Origin of the sequence: Pseudomonas triclosanedens (assembly GCF_026686735.1) — a bacterium.
In the GTDB taxonomy this organism is placed as follows: domain Bacteria; phylum Pseudomonadota; class Gammaproteobacteria; order Pseudomonadales; family Pseudomonadaceae; genus Pseudomonas; species Pseudomonas triclosanedens.
On sequence record NZ_CP113432.1, the window covers coordinates 1,120,809 to 1,137,939 of the forward strand.

Below are 17,131 nucleotides of genomic sequence, written 5' to 3' on the forward strand. Positions count from 1 at the left end.
TCTTGCGTTGGCGTGGTTTTCGGCAGCGGAAAAGCTTCCTCGTTTCAGAGGTCCTCCGGCTGGATCTTCCACAGCCGCGCCACCGCGGGCTTCTGCGGGTTGCGGGCGACCACCAGTACACCCACATCGCCGCCTCGCAGTTCGCGCAGCAACTGCTCGCCCCTGCACGATTTCATCCCCTCGGCGAGATAGCCCAGCGCAATGCCGGCCGCCGCCGGATGGGTCGCGACCGGCACGTAGCTGCCGCCGTCCATGTCCAGTACCACGTGCCTTTCGCCGGGCTCCGGAACGGGAATATGCAGGTTGGCCTTGAGCAGTTGCTTCATGGCCTCGTCGCGCTGTGCCGCAGTGAGTTGCCCTTGCGGCAGCGCGCGTTCCAGCGCGGAGAATTCGTCCGCGGGGACGTTCACCGGCCCGGCTGCCGGACGCGTGACCGGATCCTTCGCAGGGGCGGGCTCGGGCGTTGCTGGCGGGGTGAGGTCCAGGTCGTCCTGGTCCAGGCCGTCCCAATCGATCTGGTCGAGATCGATCTCCTCGCGGGCGCGCTTCCTCGGTGCCGGCTTCTTCTTCGTGGCTGCCGCCGCGCGAAGGTCCAGCCGCCGCTGGCGTTTCCATTTATGGAGCTGGACGTTGGCGATGACGGCAGTGATGAGGATGAGCAGGAGGTAGAACAGCAGCATGGATGACCTGGCCCTGATTGATGAGCCACGGCAAAGCAGTGGCGAGGCGCCACCCTAGCGAGACATCGGAACCAGATCGGTAGGACTGGTCCTAAAACGAGTGCGAAGTGTCTCTGTTAAACGGGTGAGCCGGCCTAGGACCGGCTCACGCGCGTTCAGTTCAGAAACTGCTCCGCATGGTGGCAGGCCACCTGGCGCTCATCCAGCAGGCGCAGTTCCGGCACCTCGACCTTGCAGCGCTCGGTGGCGTAGGGGCAGCGTTTGTGGAAGGCACAGCCGCTGGGCGGGTTGAGCGGGTTGGGGAGTTCGCCCTGGATCTTGATCTTGGGTTTGTCCGGATCGGGGTGGATGGCCGGGGTCGCCGAGAGCAGGGCCTGGGTATAGGGGTGCAGCGGGCGCCCGTAGAGCTTGTGCGCCGGGCCCATTTCCACCGGGCGGCCGAGGTACATCACCAGCACGTCGTCGGCCACGTGGCGCACCACGGCCAGGTTGTGGGAGATGAACACGTAGGCGGTGCCGAACTCCTGTTGCAGGTCCATGAACAGGTTGAGCACCTGAGCCTGGATCGACACGTCCAGCGCCGAGGTCGGTTCGTCCGCCACCAGCACCCTGGGCCGCAGCATCATGGCGCGGGCCAGGGCGATGCGCTGGCGCTGCCCGCCGGAGAACATGTGCGGGTAACGCTGGTAATGCTCGGGGCGCAGGCCGACCTGCTTCATCATCGCCTGCACTCGTTCGCGGCGTTCGGTGCGCGACAGGCCGGTGTTGATCACCAGCGGTTCGGCGAGCTGGTCGCCGATTTTCTGCCGCGGGTTGAGCGAGGCATAGGGGTTCTGGAAGACCATCTGCACATCGCGGCGCAGTTGCTTGCGCTGCTCGTGAGTGGCGCCATTCACCTCCTGTCCGGCGATCTGCAACGAGCCGGAGGTCGGCTCTTCGATCAGGGTGAGGGCGCGCGCCAGGGTGGATTTGCCGCAGCCGGATTCGCCGACCACGGCGAGGGTCTTGCCGGCCTGCAGTTCGAAGGACACGCCGTTGAGCGCGCGGACCAGGGCGTGGGGCTTGAACAGGCCCTGGGAGATTTCATAGTGGCGGGTCAGGTCGCGGGCGGTCAGTACGGCACTCATCGGGCCACCTCGGCGTCGGTATTCAGTGGGTAGAAGCAACGCACGGCGCCACGCGCGTGCGCTTCGAGCGCCGGGCGAGTGGTGCGGCAGTTGTCCTGCACGTATGGACAGCGCGGCGACAGCAGGCAGCCTTGCGGTCGGTCGTACTTGCCGGGGACGATGCCGGGCAGGGTGGCCAGGCGCTCGGCGCCGGCGCTGTGCTCGGGAATCGCCTTGAGCAGCGCTTCGGTATAGGGGTGGGTCGGTGTGTCGAACAGCGCCGGGATCTGGCCGATCTCCACCGCCTGCCCCGCGTACATCACGCAGACGCGCTGGGCGGTCTCGGCGACCACGGCGAGGTCGTGGGTGATGAGGATCAGCGCCATGCCCTGGTCACGTTGCAGGTCCAGCAGCAGCTCCATGATCTGTGCCTGGATGGTCACGTCGAGCGCGGTGGTCGGCTCGTCGGCTATCAGCAGCTTGGGCTCGCCGGCGATTGCCATTGCGATGGCGACGCGCTGGCTCATACCGCCGGAGAGCTGGTGCGGGTAGGCGTCCAGGCGCTGGGCGGCGCCGGGGATTTCGACTCGTTCGAGCAGTTCCAGGGCGCGCTGGCGGGCGGCTTTGCCGCGCAGGCCGAGGTGCAGCTTGAGCACTTCCTCGATCTGGTAGCCCACGGTGTAGCTGGGGTTGAGCGCGGTCATCGGGTCCTGGAAGACCATCGAGATGTCCTTGCCGACGATGCGCCGCCGCTCGCGGCCCTTCAGGCGCAGCATGTCGACACCATCGAAGCGCATGGTGTCGGCGGTGATGATGCCGGGGGCGTCGATCAACCCCATCAGCGCCATCATGGTTACGGATTTGCCGGAGCCGGATTCGCCGACGATGGCAAGGACTTCGCCCTTGTCCACCGAGAGGTCGAGGCCATCCACCACGGGCACGGCGTTGCGGTCGCCGAAGCGGACCGAGAGATTGCGGATGTCGAGGAGGCTCATACGGCTGTCTCCTGGGTGGTTCTGGTCGGGCCGCGCCTGGGGAGGGCTTTGTCGGTTCGCATCGGTAGCCTCCTCATGCCGCGTTCTTCAGCTTCGGATCCAGCGCATCGCGCAGGCCGTCGCCCATCAGGTTGATCGCAAGCACGCTGAGCAGGATGGTCAGGCCGGGAAGGCTGACGACCCACCAGGCGCGCTCGATGTAGTCGCGCGCGGAGGCGAGCATGGTGCCCCACTCAGGCGTCGGCGGTTGTACGCCTAGGCCGAGGAAGCCCAGGGCGGCGGCGTCGAGGATGGCCGAGGAGAAGCTCAGGGTGGCCTGCACGATCAGCGGTGCCATGCAGTTGGGCAGTACGGTGACGAACATCAGGCGCAGGGTGCCGGCGCCGGCCAGGCGCGAGGCGGTGACGTAGTCGCGGTTCAACTCGCCCATGACCGCGGCGCGGGTCAGGCGCACGTAGGCCGGCAGCGAGACGATGGCGATGGCGATCACGGTGTTGATCAGGCCCGGGCCGAGGATGGCGACAATGGCTACGGCCAGCAGCAGCGAGGGCAGGGCCAGCATGATGTCCATCAGGCGCATGATCACCGGGCCTAGGCGGTTGGGCGAGAAGCCGGCGAGCAGGCCGAGGACGATGCCGGGAATCATCGAGATCACCACCGATGCCAGGCCGATCTTCAGCGACAACCGGGCGCCGTGCATCAGGCGTGAGAGCATGTCGCGCCCCAGTTCGTCGGTGCCCAGCAGGAATCGCATCTGCCCGCCTTCCAGCCAGGCCGGCGGAGTGAGCAGGAAGTCGCGGAATTGCGCGCTGGGGTCATGGGGTGCGACCCACGGCGCGAACAGTGCGCAGAATACGACGACCAGCATGAACAGCAGGCCGCCGACCGCGCCCTTGTTGCGCGCGAAGGCTTGCCAGAATTCTGTCAGAGGGGATGGATAGACCAGGCTCGGGTCGCTGGCTGGAGTGAGGGAATCTGTTTTCATTGCAAGCTCCATAGAAGCTGCTCATGGCCTTGCACGCTTGCGCAAGACGAGAAGGCGTTCGCCGGGTAGGCGCGGTTTGCATCGGGCAAACGGGCCTTTATCGGTGGAGTCCGACGCTGTATCGCCGACACGTAGAAGGACATGGGCGGTTCCTCAGCGTTGGTGGCGGATGCGTGGGTTCGCCAGGCCGTAGAGGATGTCCACGATGAAGTTGACCAGGATCACCAGGGTCGCGACCAGCAGGATGCCGTTCTGTACCACGGGGTAGTCGCGGCGGCCGATGGCGTCGATCAGCCATTTGCCGATGCCGGGCCAGGAGAAGATGGTCTCGGTCAGTACTGCGCCGGCGAGCAGCGTGCCGACCTGCAGGCCGAACACGGTGAGTACCGGGATCATGGCGTTGCGCAGGGCGTGGACGAACACCACGCGGGCCGGCGAAAGACCCTTGGCGCGAGCGGTACGCACGTAATCTTCGCGCAGTACTTCGAGCATCGCCGAGCGGGTCATGCGGGCGATCACAGCCAGCGGGATGGTGCCCAGCACGATTGCCGGCAGGATCAGGTGGCGCATGGCGTCCACGAACGCGCCCTGCTCATCGGACAGCAGCGTGTCGATGAGCATGAAGCCGGTCTTCGGCTCGATGTCATAGAGCAGGTCCAGACGCCCGGATACTGGCGTCCAGCCCAGGCTGACGGAGAACAGCATGATGAGGATCAGGCCCCACCAGAATATCGGCATCGAGTAGCCGGCGAGGGAGATCGTCATCACCCCGTGGTCGAACAGCGAGCCTCGCTTGAGCGCCGCGATCACCCCGGCGAGCAGGCCCAGGGTGCCGGCGAAGAGCATCGCCGCGAGGGACAGTTCCAGGGTCGCCGGGAACAGGGTGAGGAACTCGTGCCAGACGCTGTCGCGAGTGGTCAGCGACTCGCCCAGGTCGCCCCTGGCGAGGTTGCCGATGTAGTCGAGGTATTGCTGGTAGAGCGGCTTGTCGAGACCCAGCCGGTGCATGGCCTCGGCGTGCATCTGCGGGTCGACGCGACGTTCGCCCATCATCACTTCCACCGGGTCGCCGGGGATCAGTCGGATCAGCGCGAAAGTAAGGAGCGTGACGCCGAAGAAGGTCGGTATCAGCAGCCCGAATCGTCGGGCAATGAAGGACAGCATTGTGGGGGGTCTCCACATCTATTTTCACGGTAGGACGCGTCATGGGCGCCCTGTTCTTGTCGACATCGGCCCTTGTGGGGCCTGATCCCTGTCGTTATTGCCCGGAAGCAGGTTTCGCCGTCGCGGGTTGCAGTTCCACTCGGGAAAAGTTGTTGGAGCCTAGCGGGCTGAGTACGAAGCCTTCTACGCCGGGACGCAGTACGGCGAACTGTTTCGGGTAGGCCAGGGCGATCCACGGTGCTTCGCGCTGGTAGATCGCCAGGGCCTGGCGGTACAGGCCGGCGCGGGTGTCCTGGTCGGAACTGGCGCGGGCCTGGCGCAGCAGCTCGTCGAACTGTTGATTGCACCAGCCTGCCTGGTTCTCGCCGCTTTTCGCCGCGGCGCAGGACAGGTTCGGCGTAAGGAAGTTGTCCGGGTCGCCATTGTCGCCTGCCCAGCCCATGAATATCAGGTCGTGTTCGCCCTGCTTGGCACGTTTGATCAGCTCACCCCATTCGTAGACGCGGATGTCGGCGTGGATACCGATCTTTCCGAGATCATCCTGCAGCATCTGCGCGCCGATGCCGGGGTTCGGATTGGTGGGGCCGCCGCCCGGGCGGGTCCAGATCGACAGCTTCAGGCCCGGCTTGATGCCGGCTTCGTCGAGCAGTTGCCGGGCTCGCGCCGGGTCATACGGCCAGCCCTTGAGCTGCGGGTCGGAACCCCACAGCGTGGGCGGGTAGGGGGCGACAGCCGGGGAGGCGGCGCCTTCGCCGAACTGCGCGCGCAGGTATGCCTCCCGGTCGAAAGCCAGGTTGATCGCCTGGCGCACTCGCACATCGTCCAGCGGTTTGTGCCGGGTATTGATGCCGACGTAGGCGACCAGCAGCGAGTCCAGCTCATCGACCTTGAGTGCCGGGTCCTGGCGCAGCGCGGGAACGTCGGTGGGCTTGGGGTAGACCGCGATCTGGCAGTCGCCGGCCTTTACCCTCTGGATGCGTACGTTCGGGTCCGGGGTGATCGCCAGCAGCAGGTGCTCGATCTTCGGCTTGCCACCCCAGTAGTCGGGGTTGGCGTTGAAACGCACCTGGGCGTCCTTCTGGTAGCGTTGGAAGACGAAGGGGCCGGTGCCGATCGGCAGGTTGTTCAACTGCTCGGCCTTGTCGGCGGCGAGCAGCAGGTCGCCGTACTCGGCGGAGAAGATGGAGGCGAAGCCCATCGCCAGGTCGGCGAGGAAGGGTGACTCGGGATGGCTCAGAGTGAAGCGCACGCGGTGCTCGTCGAGCTTGTCCACTGCGCTTATCAGGCCGGGCAGACCCATCGCCTCGGCGTAGGGGAAGCCGCGCGGGGCGAGCTTGTGCCAGGGGTGCTGTGGGTCGAGCTGGCGCCGGAAGCTCCAAAGCACGTCGTCGGCATTGAAGTCGCGGGTCGGCGTGAAGTAGTCGGTGCTGTGGAACTTCACGCCCTGGCGCAGGGTGAAGGTGTATTGCAGCCCGTCGTTGCTGATTTCCCAGCGCTCCGCCAGCGCGGGCACGACACGGGTGCTGCCGGGGGCGAACTGCACCAGGCGCTCGAAGACCGTTTCGGCCGATGCGTCGGCAGTGGTGGCCGCGGTGTACTGGGTGATGTCGAAACCTTCCGGGCTGGCCTCGGTGCAGACCACCAGGGACTGGGCGAAAGCCTGCGCGCAGCCGAGCAGGCTCGCCAGCGCGAAGCCGGAAAGCAGTTTGCGGAGTGGGATGGACATGTGCGGTTGTCGTGGCGGGGCCGCCGGTCGTCCGGCGGCCCGTGGACTTACTGACCGATGCTGACGCCGTAGAAGGAGTTCAGCGCGAACGGACTGATCTTGAAGTCCTGCACGGTCTTGCGCATCGGCTGGTACACGGTGGAGTGGGCGATCGGGGTGATCGGCACCTGCTCCTTGAGGATGTGCTGGGCCTGCTTGTACAGCTCGGTGCGCTTGGCCTGGTCCGGGGTGCGCTTGGCGTCCTTGATCAGCTTGTCATAGGACTTGTCGCACCACTTGGAGTAGTTGTTACCGTCCACCGCATCGCAGCCGTAGAGGGTGCCCAGCCAGTTGTCGGGGTCGCCGTTGTCACCGCTCCAGCCGATCAGCATGGCGTCGTGCTCGCCGTTCTTGCCGCGCTTGATGTATTCGCCCCACTCGTAGGTGACGATCTTGGCCTTGATGCCGATCTTGGCCCAGTCGGCCTGGAGCATCTCGGCCATCAGCTTGGCGTTGGGGTTGTACGGACGCTGTACCGGCATGGCCCACAGGGTGATCTCGGTGCCTTCGGGCACGCCGGCCTTCTTCAGCAGTTCCTTGGCCTTTTCAGGATCGAAGGCCGGATCCTTGATGGTGTCGTCGTAGGACCACTGGGTCGGCGGCATGCCGTTCACGGCGAGCTGGCCGGCGCCCTGGTAGACGGCATCGATGATTGCCTTCTTGTTCACCGCCATGTCCAGAGCCTGGCGGACTTCGAGCTTGTCGAACGGCTTGTGCTGGACGTTGTAGGCGATGTACCCGAGGTTGAAGCCCGGCTGCGACGGCATGTTCAGGTTCGGGTCCTTTTTCAGCGCCTCCAGGTCGGCGGGGCGCGGGAAGAGGGTGATCTGGCACTCGTTGGCCTTGAGCTTCTGCATGCGCACCGAGGCATCGGTGTTGATGGCGAAGATCAGGTTGTCGATCTTTACCTCGCCCTTGTTCCAGTAGTCCTTGTTGGCCTTGAAGCGGATCATCGCGTCCTTCTGGTAGCGACTGAAGACGAACGGCCCGGTACCGATCGGCTTCTGGTTGATGTCGGCAGCCTTGCCCTGCTTGAGCAACTGGTCGGCGTACTCGGCGGACTGGATCGAGGCGAAGCTCATGGCCAGGTTCTGGATGAACGCGGCGTCGACCTCGTTGAGGGTGAACTTGACGGTGTGGTCGTCGACCTTCTCCACCTTGGCGATGTTCGCGTCCATGCCCATGTCGGTGAAGTAGGGGAACTCGGTCTGGTACGCCTTGCGGAACGGATGGTTCTTGTCGAGCATGCGGTTGAAGGTGAACAGCACGTCGTCGGCGTTGAATTCGCGGGTCGGCTTGAAGTAGTCGGTGGTGTGGAACTTCACGCCGGAGCGCAGGTGGAAGGTGTAGGTCTTGCCGTCATCGGACACATCCCACTTTTCCGCAAGGCCAGGGATGACCTGGGTACCGCCACGTTCGAACTGGGTCAACCGGTTGAAAACCGTTTCCGCCGACGCATCGAAGTCGGTGCCGGTAGTGTACTGGCCGGGATCGAAGCCCGCCGGGCTGCCCTCGGAGCAGTACACAAGGTTGTTGGCTGCGTGGGCGAAAAGCGGTGCGCTGGCGATCAGCCCAGCGGCAATCATGGAGCGGATGACGGCGTTCTTACGCATACGGACCTCTGGTTATTCTGGTTGTCATCGAGGAACAGCCTTGTGAGCTGCGTTGCGTGAAACTATGCATGGCACATGCCGGGTGCAAGCGACTGACGGGGATGAGTGTAGAAGTTGTAACGACTTCGCAAACTAATGTCGCAATTTCGACAATGGGAACCGTGCGGTCAGGCACAGGCGCCCCGGTTCCCGGTAGCGCCGCGCGAGGATGGTGCGTGGTGGAGGCTGTGGGCGTTTCGAGGCGAGCCGCGACGCCACCCGTGTGACGCCGCGGTAACAGTCGCTCAGGGCATCTGTACTTCGATCGTGCCGTCGGCGCTGACTACTACCTGGCTGGTGCCGGCTTCGATTTCCTGGGCCGGCGCGCCGGCATAGCCGTCGGCTTTCATCGCCGCCATGCGCATCACCGGCATCGGCTGGGGAGCGCCGGAGGTGTTCAGGTTCAGGCTGACCAGCTTGTAGCCCTTGCCGCCCAGCGCATCGGTGAGAACCTGGGCGCGGGCTTTGAAGGCGTCCACTGCGCCCTTCATCAGCGCGTCCTCGTTCCTGGCGCGGGTGGCGTCGGCGATGCTGAAGTTCATGTTGCCCATCTTCAGTTGTCCCAGCAGGTCGGCGGTGAGCTGCGAAAGCGCGGCGAAGTCGGCGCTTTCCAGGCGAACTTCCGCTCGTTCGCGCCAGGCGGTGATCTTCTGGCCCTTGTCGTCGTACACCGGGTAGCTGTTGCGGCTGCCCAGACTGACGGTTACCCCCTTGACCTTGCGCGCCTGCTCCACGGCGGCATTCAGTGCCTTGGTGGTGTCGGCGGCCAGCCTGGCCGGGTCGCTGGCCTGGCCTTCGCTGTAGAGCGTTACGTGCATCAGATCGTGGGCGACTTCCTGGCTGACCTCGGCGCGCAGAGAAACCTGGTTGTAGCGAGGTTCGTCAGCCAGCGCACCCAGGCTGGTGGCACACAGGGCGATGGCGGCGGCGATGGCGGTGAAGGGTTTCTTCAGTACAGACATGGATGACTCCTTGCTCCAGAAAATGTCCCGGCCACAGGGTAGTCGATACCCTGACCAGGACTGTCAGACTCTTGGACGGGGATTTGTTCCTGGTCGGGTTAACGGCGGATGTCACCAATTGTTTCCGACCGCCGAGAGCCGCGCTGGAGTATGCTGTGGCGCTATGCCGCATAAGTTGGAGGGGGCTCTTGGCTATACTCGCGCAAATTCCGGAATTCACCATGCGCACACCGGTTTTCCAGCTTTCCGCCAGTCGTCAGAACCTCCTGCATCTGACGCTCATCCGTATTCTCGTGCTTGCCGCCCAGGCCGGTTCGGTCGGGCTCGCCTACAAGGCCCAGCTCATCCAGTTGCCCTGGCTGGCGCTCGGCGTAACCCTCGGGGTTTCCCTGGTGCTTTGCCTGGGCACTGCCCTGCGCCTGCGTGGCCCGTGGCCGGTGACCGAGTTGGAGTACGCCGTCCAACTGGCGTGCGACCTGGTCATCCACAGCGTGCTGCTGTATTTCTCCGGCGGCTCCAGCAATCCCTTCGTTTCCTATTACCTGGTGCCGCTCACCATTGCCGCGGCAACCCTGCCGTGGCTGTACACCATCGCTCTCGCCGGCCTTGCGCTGGCCAGCTACACGGTACTGCTGGTGTGGTTCCATCCCCTTGAAATGGCTGCTGGCCAGCGTGACAACCTGTTGATCTATGGCATGTGGCTGAGCTTCGCCCTGGCGGCGGCGCTGATTACCTTCTTCGTTGCCCGCATGTCCGAGGCCCTGCGCCGCCAGGAGCAGATGCAGGCCCAGCGCCGCGAGGAGGGTATGCGCGACCAGCAGCTTCTCGCCGTGGCCACCCAGGCCGCGGGCGCTGCCCATGAGCTCGGCACTCCGCTGGCGACCATGAGTGTGCTGCTCAAGGAGCTGCGCCAGACCAACGCCGACCAGCCGATGCTGCAGGAGGACCTGGCGCTGCTGCAGGAGCAGGTGAAGCTCTGCAAGGACACCCTGCAGCATCTGGTACGCGCCGCCGAGGCCGACCGCCGCCAGGCGGTGGTAGAGCAGGGCGCCAACGAGTGGGTCGAGTCCGTTCTGCGGCGTTGGCACCTGATGCGCCCGGAGGCAAGCTATCGCTACCAGACTCTGGGCAAGGGCAAGGCGCCACGGATGATTCCGCCCACTGACCTGAGCCAGGCGTTGCTCAACCTGCTGAACAACGCCACCGATGCCTGTCCGGATGACCTGGATATTCGCCTGGACTGGGATGCCGGAGAAATCTGCCTGAGCATCCGCGACCGTGGCCCGGGCGTTCCGCTGGCCATTGCCGAACAACTCGGCAAGCCTTTCTTCACCACCAAGGGCAAGGGCTTCGGTCTTGGCCTGTTCCTTAGTCAGGCCAGTGTGACGCGCGCTGGTGGTACGGTGAAGTTGTACAACCATGAAGATGGCGGCACTCTGACAGAGTTGCGTCTGCCAAGAAGCTATGGCGTGGCCTGAGGGCCGCGTCCGCGAGGAAGTCCCATGAGCGAAGAGAACCTGTTCGAAGGCGAAGAGCAGCCCCACCTGCTACTGGTGGACGACGACGCCACCTTTACCCGCGTGATGGCCCGCGCCATGACTCGCCGCGGGCTACGGGTGTCGATTGCCGGCTCCGCCGAGGAAGGCCTGGCCATGGCCAAGGAAGACCTGCCCGACTACGCGGTGCTGGACCTGAAGATGGATGGCGACTCCGGCCTGGTGCTGCTGCCCAAGCTGCTGGAGCTCGATGCCGAAATGCGCGTGGTGATTCTCACCGGTTATTCGAGCATCGCTACCGCGGTGGAGGCCATCAAACGCGGTGCCACCAACTACCTGTGCAAACCGGCTGACGCCGATGACGTGCTGACTGCGCTGCTGTCCCAGCATGCCGACCTCGAATCGCTGGTGCCGGAAAACCCGATGTCGGTGGACCGACTGCAGTGGGAGCATATCCAGCGTGTGCTCGCCGAGCACGATGGCAACATTTCCGCCACCGCTCGCGCCCTGGGGATGCACCGGCGAACCTTGCAGCGTAAGCTGCAGAAACGCCCTGTGAGGCGTTAAGCAATCGATAATACGAGGAGCGCCAACTGAGCGCTCCTTTTTATTTCCAGCCTTGCGAGCGACCCCCGATGACCGACAGCGCCGAATACCGCGCTGCGAACGATGCCGTTCGCAGCCATTTCTTCAAACGGGTCTGGCAACTCACCACGCCCTACTGGCGTAGCGAAGAAAAGGGTATGGCCTGGCTGCTGTTGATCGTGGTGATCGTTCTATCGCTGGTGGGCGTCGGGCTGAATGTCTGGCTGAACAGTTGGTATCGCGACTTCTACAACGCGCTGCAGAACAAGGACCTGAAGAGCTTCATCCACCTGATGCTCATGTTTTGCGGCATCGCGGCAGTGTTCATCCTGACCGCCGTCTACCGCCTGTACCTAACCCAGATGCTCACCATCCGCTGGCGCCGCTGGCTGACGGAGCGGCATTTCGCCGCCTGGCTGGGCGACAAGAACTACTACCGCCTGGAGCAGCGCGGGCACACCGACAACCCCGACCAGCGCCTTTCCGAAGACCTCAACAGCTTTACCGATACCACCCTCACCCTCGGCCTGGGGCTGATCCGCAACCTGGTCAGCCTGGTGTCCTTCTCGGTGATTCTCTGGGGCGTTTCCGGCAGCATCGAACTGTTCGGCATCACCATTGCGGGCTACATGTTCTGGGCTGCGCTGCTGTATGCGGCGGTCGGAAGTTGGCTCACGCACCTGATCGCCCGCCGTCTGATCGGGTTGAACAATCGCCAGCAGCGTTACGAGGCGGACCTGCGTTTCGGCCTCGTGCGGGTGCGCGAGAATGCCGAAAGCATTGCCCTCTATAACGGCGAGGCCAACGAGAACGAGCGGCTGATGACCCGCTTCCGCAACGTATGGGGCAACTTCTGGGAACTGATGAAGGTGCAGAAGCGGCTGACGTTCTTCAGTTCCGGCTATGCCCAGGTCGCCACTGTCTTCCCCTTCATTGTCGCTGCCCCGCGCTACTTCTCCGGGCAGATCCAGCTTGGCGAGCTCATGCAGATCAACTCCGCCTTCGGCAACGTGCAGGACGGCCTGAGCTGGTTCATCGATGCCTACGCCAGCCTCGCCAACTGGCGCGCCACCTGCGATCGTCTGCTGAGCTTCCGCTCGGCGATGGCCGAGACCACACATGAGTCCGCCAATATCGATGTGCGCAAGACCGGCGGCGACCTGCAACTTCAGCATCTCAGCCTTTGCCTCAGCGATGGCCGCGAGTTGCTGGAGCCCAGCAGCCTGACGGTGAAGACTGGCGAGCACCTGCTGATCGGCGGCCCCTCCGGCGGAGGCAAGAGCACCCTGCTGAGGGCGATGAGCGGCCTGTGGCGCTTCGGCAGTGGCGTGGTGCAGATGCCCGATGCGCGGTGCCTGTTCGTGCCGCAGAAGCCTTACCTCCCCATTGGCACCCTGGCCCAGGCGCTGAGCTACCCGGAGCAAGCCGGGCAGTACAGCGCCGAGCATCTGGCAGAAGTCCTGCGCCTGTGCCGGCTGGAGACGCTGATTCCACGCCTGGACGACGCTGATCACTGGCAGCGCGTGCTTTCCCCCGGCGAGCAGCAGCGCCTGGCCGTCGCCCGCGCGCTGCTCTACGCCCCGAGCTGGCTGTTCCTCGACGAAGCCACCTCTGCCCTCGACGAAGCCGACGAGGCAGCGCTGTATCAGGTACTGCTGGAGCAACTGCCGGGCGTCACCCTGGTGAGTATTGGCCACCGTGCGAGCCTCAAGCGTTTCCATCCGAGGCAACTGCGCCTGGAGGAGCGGCGGCTAAGGGAAACCGAAGCGGTTCTGCCGGCCTGATGGCAGTTTGATTCACTGTCAGAATGTGAGCTGGTTGGTGAGAAACGTCTGAAAGTCATCTCATGCAGAATGAATTCTTCTTATTTTTTTACATTTTCTAGTGTTTAAGTGCTGCGCAGCAGAGAATTACCGGTACCCTGTGCAGCCCGGTCGAAATCTGGCCGGGTTGGAGAGACAAGACGGGTATCCCAATGAAGTCCCTTTCCCCTTCACGGCAGACACTGACTCGCTCCGAGCTGCGGCTGGTTGACCCGCGGCGGCTGCTGGTTGGCGGCGCCTGCGTAGCGCTTGTGCTGGCCGTGGCGGCGTTCGCCGGCGGAGTATGGGTCGGCCGTCTGCAATCCGATGCGCCACCCGCGCCGGCAGAAGCCGAGACCGCCCATGACGAGTCTGGGGAGCGCTTCACTGCAGAGCGCCTCGGCCAACTTTCCGGCCGCCTGCAAGTGCTGGAGAAAGACGCCGCCTATCTGCTCAAGGCTGTCGACAGCCACGAGGAAATCGCCCGCAAGCTGTCGAAGCTCGATCCCGCCCTCGCGCCTCAGGGCAGCGCGGCTCCCGCCGACGGCGAGGGTGGCATCCTGCTGCCGCCGCGCCGCTGTGCCGGAACCGAGCCGGCGTCACCGTCGGACCTGTTGCAAAGCGAGCGCTCGGCGAAGTGCCTGCGCCAGGTCTTTGATCACCTGATGGACCAGGTCGCCCGCCGTAACGCCGACTTCATGGCCATTCCCGCGCGCCGCCCGCTGGAGCAGGCACGCCTCGGCTCGCCATTCGGCAACCGTGTCGACCCGTTCAATCGCCGTCTGGCCTTCCATTCCGGGCAGGACTTCTCCGCCCCGGTCGGCAGCCCGATCCATGCTGCCGCTGGCGGCCGTGTCATCGTATCCGGACGACATCCATCCTATGGCAATCGCGTCGAGATCGATCACGGCAATGGCCTGGTCACGCGCTATGCCCACGCTTCGCGCCTGCTGGTGAAGGCGGGGGATCTGGTGCTGCCAGGACAGGAAATCGCCAAGGTAGGCTCCACTGGCCGCTCCACCGGGCCACACCTGCACTTCGAAGTGCTGTTCCGCGGTGATTTCGTCGATCCGCAGAACTTCCTTTCCCTGGGCGGTATGGAGATAGACAGCGATGGCCTGGCCTCGGACTAGGAAACCCTCCACCCGCCACCTGCTGCGCGCCGAACATCGCCCCCACGTGCCACGCGGCTACGCGCGGCTGGGCTGGGCGGCGCTGGCAGTGATCGCCTTGCTGGCAGGCGCCTATCTGCTGCGCGCCCAGGATGAGGGGCAGATGCGCGCGCGAATCGCTGTGCTGGAGGCGTCCAATGCCGAACTGACCGAGAAGCTCGGGACTGCCCTGGAGGAGAAGCGCCTGAAAGGCGAGGCGGATCGGGCGAACAGCGAGCAGCTCATGCGGCGGATCGATGTGATGTCCGCCGAGATCAAGAAACTGAAAACCGAGCTGGCGTTCTTTCGCCAGCAGAAATCCGGGAAGTGAGCCGTCGAAGGAGGACGCGCATGTTCAGCAACAGCAAGAAGAAAGGGCCGCAGGTGTCGGTGGACAAGTTCTCCAGCCTGCTGTCGGGCAACGTATCGCTGGTGGGGGACCTGCAGTTCCAGGACGGCCTGAAGGTCCTTGGTACGGTGAAGGGCAACGTCAGCCACAAGCCCGGTGCAGCGAGCCTGCTGGCGCTGAGTGCGGAAGGGCGCATCGAGGGTAACGTCAGCAGCTATGACGCGCTGATCGACGGAACCATCATCGGCGACCTTTACGTCGAGCACCTGCTGGAACTGCATTCCAATGCCCGCATCGTTGGCAATATCCGCTATCGCCAACTGAGCATGGAGAATGGCGCCACGGTGGATGGAAAGCTCACTTGCCTGAACGACACGGAAGACAGCAAGCCACTGGAGCTCCCGGCTCCATCGCGGGCAACCGCCGAGGTTTCCGAGGTCTGATTCCCACAGCGCGGACGGCGCGCGCCTTGTTATGATCGCGCACTCCGCCGTCCAGATGCTGTCTCATGCTTGCGCTCCTGCTCCAGACTCTCGGAATCACCGCGCCGGTCTTCGCCATGCTGTTCCTCGGCGTACTGCTGCGGCGTGTGGGCTGGATCGACCCGCCGTTCATCCAGACGGCCTCCGCCCTGGTGTTCAACGCCACCATGCCGGCGATGCTGTTCCTCGGCATTTACCATTCCGATCTGCATAGCGCCGCGCGCCCGGCGGTGCTGCTGTATTTCTGCCTGGCGACGCTGGTGGGCTTCCTGCTGGCCTGGGGCTGGTCGATCTGGCGGGTACCTCGCGCTGACCGGGGCGTCTACACCCAGGGCGCGTTTCGCGGCAACAACGGCATCATCGGCCTGGCGCTGGCCACCAGCCTATACGGCGATCACGGCCTGGCGTTGGGCTCGGTCCTCGCCGCCCTGGTGATCCTCTGCTACAACACGCTCTCGTCTGTGGTGCTGGCGATCTACAGCCCGAGCATGAAGTCCGACCCCTTGAGCATCTTCAAGAGTGTTCTGAAGAATCCGCTGATCCTCAGCGTGCTGGCGGCACTGCCGTTCTCCTGGCTGCAGATTGCTTTGCCGGGCTGGGCTCTGACGTCGGCGGACTATTTCGCCCAGATGACCTTGCCGCTGGCACTGATCTGCATCGGTGGCACTCTTTCTCTGGCCTCGCTGCGGGAAAGCGGCGGCGTCGCCCTGAGCGCGAGCCTGATGAAGATGGTCTGGTTGCCGCTGCTGTGCACCTTCGGTGCCTGGTCCTATGGCTTTCGCGGGGCGGAACTGGGCGTGCTCTTCCTTTACTTTGCCAGCCCCACCGCGGCTGCCAGCTTCGTGATGGCCCGCGCGGCCAGCGGCAACCATGAACTGGCCGCTTCGATCATCGTGATCACCACGCTGGCGGCGGCGGTGACCACCAACATCGGCATCTTCCTGCTGCAGTGGGGCGGCTGGATGTGATGATTCGACGCTTCGAATTTGCTGATCGTTGAAGTGCGAAAAAAATGTACTGACTTGTAAGATATTTCTGAAAGGCGCCTTTACGTTCCAAGACGTCGCGAAGTTCATATCGTCGCTGTACAAGACCAGTTACATTTGGCACCCGCCTGCACGACCAAGGACTGTTCATGCACCCACGCCGGATTCTTCGCGCCATTTCCTGCCTCCCGGCCTTGTTGCTGGCGACGCTGGTTGCCGCGGAGCCGGGCGCCGGGATGAGCAGCCCGAGCGCCGGCTGGCGCTACTCCGGCCTGACCGATGACCAGAATGCCCCCCGCGTGGCCTACCCCACCCCGCCAATCGACCGGGGCGGCGTTCGTGGCCGCAGCCTGATCGAAGGACACCTGCGCGAAGTGGCCGGCGTCGACCGCGCCCAGCGCCTGGTGGTCAACGGCAACCCGCTACCGCTCTACACCGACGCCGAAGGCCGCTTCGTCCGTCCCTACAACTTCGGCGCCGGCAGTAACAGCGTCGAGGTGGCCAGCGCCGAGGGCAAGTCGCTCAAGCGCATCCAGTTCTATGAAGCCAACAACAGCCGCGTGCCGCCGCGTATCCGCCTGGCGCTGGGGTGGAATGACCCCAAGGCGGAGCTCGACCTGCACATCGTCACCCCCGACGGCCAGCACGCCTTCTGGGCCAACCCGCGCTTGCCTGGCGGTGGCGGCCTGGACCCGGACGGCGTAGATGGTCCGGGACCGGAAATGTTCACCGTGGCGGCGCCTCTGCATGGCACTTATCTGGTCTATGTCAATTACTGGGGCAACCTGAACAGTCAGGGTTACAACTTCCAGAACGGCAGCAACCAGCAGGATGTGATCACCGCCGAGATCAACCTGGTGTTCAACGAAAATACCGTCAACGAGAAGCGCGAGACTTTCGTGGTGCCGATGCGCACCATCGGTGATCTGGTGCTGGTGAAGACCTTCAACTACTGAATTCGCCCCTCGCAG

16 protein-coding genes are annotated in these 17,131 nt (G+C 64.3%); 8 read left to right on the plus strand and 8 right to left on the minus strand.

Annotated elements, in window-relative coordinates:
- Nucleotides 1-44 precede the first annotated feature (44 nt).
- From OU419_RS05305 to OU419_RS05340, 8 genes are all read right to left on the minus strand, one after another.
- Nucleotides 45-680, minus strand: a complete 636-nt coding sequence (locus OU419_RS05305; RefSeq protein ID WP_254471042.1) for a hypothetical protein — start codon at nucleotides 678-680, stop codon at nucleotides 45-47.
- Nucleotides 681-835: 155 nt separating this feature from the next.
- Nucleotides 836-1,807, minus strand: a complete 972-nt coding sequence (locus OU419_RS05310; RefSeq protein ID WP_254471041.1) for a peptide ABC transporter ATP-binding protein — start codon at nucleotides 1,805-1,807, stop codon at nucleotides 836-838.
- Nucleotides 1,804-2,781 (minus strand): ABC transporter ATP-binding protein, encoded by a 978-nt coding sequence (locus OU419_RS05315; RefSeq protein WP_254471040.1) that lies wholly within the window; start codon nucleotides 2,779-2,781, stop codon nucleotides 1,804-1,806. Before OU419_RS05315 ends, OU419_RS05310 begins: the two co-directional genes overlap by 4 nt.
- A gap of 73 nt (nucleotides 2,782-2,854) precedes the next feature.
- Nucleotides 2,855-3,766, minus strand: a complete 912-nt coding sequence (locus tag OU419_RS05320) for an ABC transporter permease subunit (protein WP_254471039.1) — start codon at nucleotides 3,764-3,766, stop codon at nucleotides 2,855-2,857.
- 153 nt (nucleotides 3,767-3,919) lie between these two features.
- Nucleotides 3,920-4,930, minus strand: coding sequence for an ABC transporter permease subunit (locus tag OU419_RS05325; protein ID WP_254471038.1), 1,011 nt, complete (start codon nucleotides 4,928-4,930; stop codon nucleotides 3,920-3,922).
- A gap of 94 nt (nucleotides 4,931-5,024) precedes the next feature.
- Complete coding sequence (locus OU419_RS05330) at nucleotides 5,025-6,656, minus strand: ABC transporter substrate-binding protein (protein ID WP_254471037.1); 1,632 nt, start codon at nucleotides 6,654-6,656, stop codon at nucleotides 5,025-5,027.
- Nucleotides 6,657-6,703: 47 nt separating this feature from the next.
- Nucleotides 6,704-8,308, minus strand: coding sequence for an ABC transporter substrate-binding protein (locus tag OU419_RS05335; protein ID WP_254471036.1), 1,605 nt, complete (start codon nucleotides 8,306-8,308; stop codon nucleotides 6,704-6,706).
- Between the two features lie 284 nt (nucleotides 8,309-8,592).
- Nucleotides 8,593-9,309 carry an SIMPL domain-containing protein gene (locus tag OU419_RS05340; protein WP_254471035.1) on the minus strand — a complete coding sequence of 239 codons (717 nt, stop codon included), beginning with the start codon at nucleotides 9,307-9,309 and terminating at the stop codon, nucleotides 8,593-8,595.
- Between the two features lie 221 nt (nucleotides 9,310-9,530).
- Between OU419_RS05340 and OU419_RS05345 the strand changes: the two genes are divergently transcribed.
- The 8 genes from OU419_RS05345 to OU419_RS05380 all read left to right on the plus strand — a co-directional run bounded on the left by OU419_RS05345 (nucleotide 9,531) and on the right by OU419_RS05380 (nucleotide 17,116).
- Nucleotides 9,531-10,787 carry an ATP-binding protein gene (locus tag OU419_RS05345; protein WP_254471034.1) on the plus strand — a complete coding sequence of 419 codons (1,257 nt, stop codon included), beginning with the start codon at nucleotides 9,531-9,533 and terminating at the stop codon, nucleotides 10,785-10,787.
- A 24-nt stretch (nucleotides 10,788-10,811) separates the two neighbouring features.
- Nucleotides 10,812-11,372, plus strand: coding sequence for a response regulator transcription factor (locus OU419_RS05350; RefSeq protein ID WP_254471033.1), 561 nt, complete (start codon nucleotides 10,812-10,814; stop codon nucleotides 11,370-11,372).
- A 68-nt stretch (nucleotides 11,373-11,440) separates the two neighbouring features.
- Nucleotides 11,441-13,174, plus strand: a complete 1,734-nt coding sequence (locus OU419_RS05355) for an ABC transporter ATP-binding protein/permease (RefSeq protein WP_254471032.1) — start codon at nucleotides 11,441-11,443, stop codon at nucleotides 13,172-13,174.
- 191 nt (nucleotides 13,175-13,365) lie between these two features.
- Nucleotides 13,366-14,325, plus strand: a complete 960-nt coding sequence (locus OU419_RS05360) for a M23 family metallopeptidase (protein ID WP_254471031.1) — start codon at nucleotides 13,366-13,368, stop codon at nucleotides 14,323-14,325.
- Nucleotides 14,306-14,674 (plus strand): hypothetical protein, encoded by a 369-nt coding sequence (locus tag OU419_RS05365; protein ID WP_254471030.1) that lies wholly within the window; start codon nucleotides 14,306-14,308, stop codon nucleotides 14,672-14,674. Before OU419_RS05360 ends, OU419_RS05365 begins: the two co-directional genes overlap by 20 nt.
- A gap of 20 nt (nucleotides 14,675-14,694) precedes the next feature.
- Nucleotides 14,695-15,135, plus strand: coding sequence for a bactofilin family protein (locus OU419_RS05370; RefSeq protein WP_254471029.1), 441 nt, complete (start codon nucleotides 14,695-14,697; stop codon nucleotides 15,133-15,135).
- Nucleotides 15,136-15,200: 65 nt separating this feature from the next.
- Nucleotides 15,201-16,142, plus strand: a complete 942-nt coding sequence (locus tag OU419_RS05375) for an AEC family transporter (RefSeq protein ID WP_254471028.1) — start codon at nucleotides 15,201-15,203, stop codon at nucleotides 16,140-16,142.
- Between the two features lie 167 nt (nucleotides 16,143-16,309).
- Complete coding sequence (locus OU419_RS05380) at nucleotides 16,310-17,116, plus strand: YfaP family protein (RefSeq protein WP_254471027.1); 807 nt, start codon at nucleotides 16,310-16,312, stop codon at nucleotides 17,114-17,116.
- Nucleotides 17,117-17,131: the final 15 nt, after the last annotated feature.

What these genes read in the sequence shown, in the direction of transcription:
- OU419_RS05305 (WP_254471042.1), bottom strand. Translation starts at nt 680, where the DNA reads ATGCTGCTGTTCTACCTCCTGCTCATCCTCATCACTGCCGTCATCGCC.
- OU419_RS05375 (WP_254471028.1), top strand. Translation starts at nt 15,201, where the DNA reads ATGCTTGCGCTCCTGCTCCAGACTCTCGGAATCACCGCGCCGGTCTTC.
- OU419_RS05340 (WP_254471035.1), bottom strand. Translation starts at nt 9,309, where the DNA reads ATGTCTGTACTGAAGAAACCCTTCACCGCCATCGCCGCCGCCATCGCC.
- OU419_RS05380 (WP_254471027.1), top strand. Translation starts at nt 16,310, where the DNA reads ATGCACCCACGCCGGATTCTTCGCGCCATTTCCTGCCTCCCGGCCTTG.
- OU419_RS05370 (WP_254471029.1), top strand. Translation starts at nt 14,695, where the DNA reads ATGTTCAGCAACAGCAAGAAGAAAGGGCCGCAGGTGTCGGTGGACAAG.
- OU419_RS05320 (WP_254471039.1), bottom strand. Translation starts at nt 3,766, where the DNA reads ATGAAAACAGATTCCCTCACTCCAGCCAGCGACCCGAGCCTGGTCTAT.
- OU419_RS05315 (WP_254471040.1), bottom strand. Translation starts at nt 2,781, where the DNA reads ATGAGCCTCCTCGACATCCGCAATCTCTCGGTCCGCTTCGGCGACCGC.
- OU419_RS05345 (WP_254471034.1), top strand. Translation starts at nt 9,531, where the DNA reads ATGCGCACACCGGTTTTCCAGCTTTCCGCCAGTCGTCAGAACCTCCTG.
- OU419_RS05310 (WP_254471041.1), bottom strand. Translation starts at nt 1,807, where the DNA reads ATGAGTGCCGTACTGACCGCCCGCGACCTGACCCGCCACTATGAAATC.
- OU419_RS05355 (WP_254471032.1), top strand. Translation starts at nt 11,441, where the DNA reads ATGACCGACAGCGCCGAATACCGCGCTGCGAACGATGCCGTTCGCAGC.
- OU419_RS05325 (WP_254471038.1), bottom strand. Translation starts at nt 4,930, where the DNA reads ATGCTGTCCTTCATTGCCCGACGATTCGGGCTGCTGATACCGACCTTC.
- OU419_RS05360 (WP_254471031.1), top strand. Translation starts at nt 13,366, where the DNA reads ATGAAGTCCCTTTCCCCTTCACGGCAGACACTGACTCGCTCCGAGCTG.
- OU419_RS05330 (WP_254471037.1), bottom strand. Translation starts at nt 6,656, where the DNA reads ATGTCCATCCCACTCCGCAAACTGCTTTCCGGCTTCGCGCTGGCGAGC.
- OU419_RS05350 (WP_254471033.1), top strand. Translation starts at nt 10,812, where the DNA reads ATGAGCGAAGAGAACCTGTTCGAAGGCGAAGAGCAGCCCCACCTGCTA.
- OU419_RS05365 (WP_254471030.1), top strand. Translation starts at nt 14,306, where the DNA reads ATGGCCTGGCCTCGGACTAGGAAACCCTCCACCCGCCACCTGCTGCGC.
- OU419_RS05335 (WP_254471036.1), bottom strand. Translation starts at nt 8,308, where the DNA reads ATGCGTAAGAACGCCGTCATCCGCTCCATGATTGCCGCTGGGCTGATC.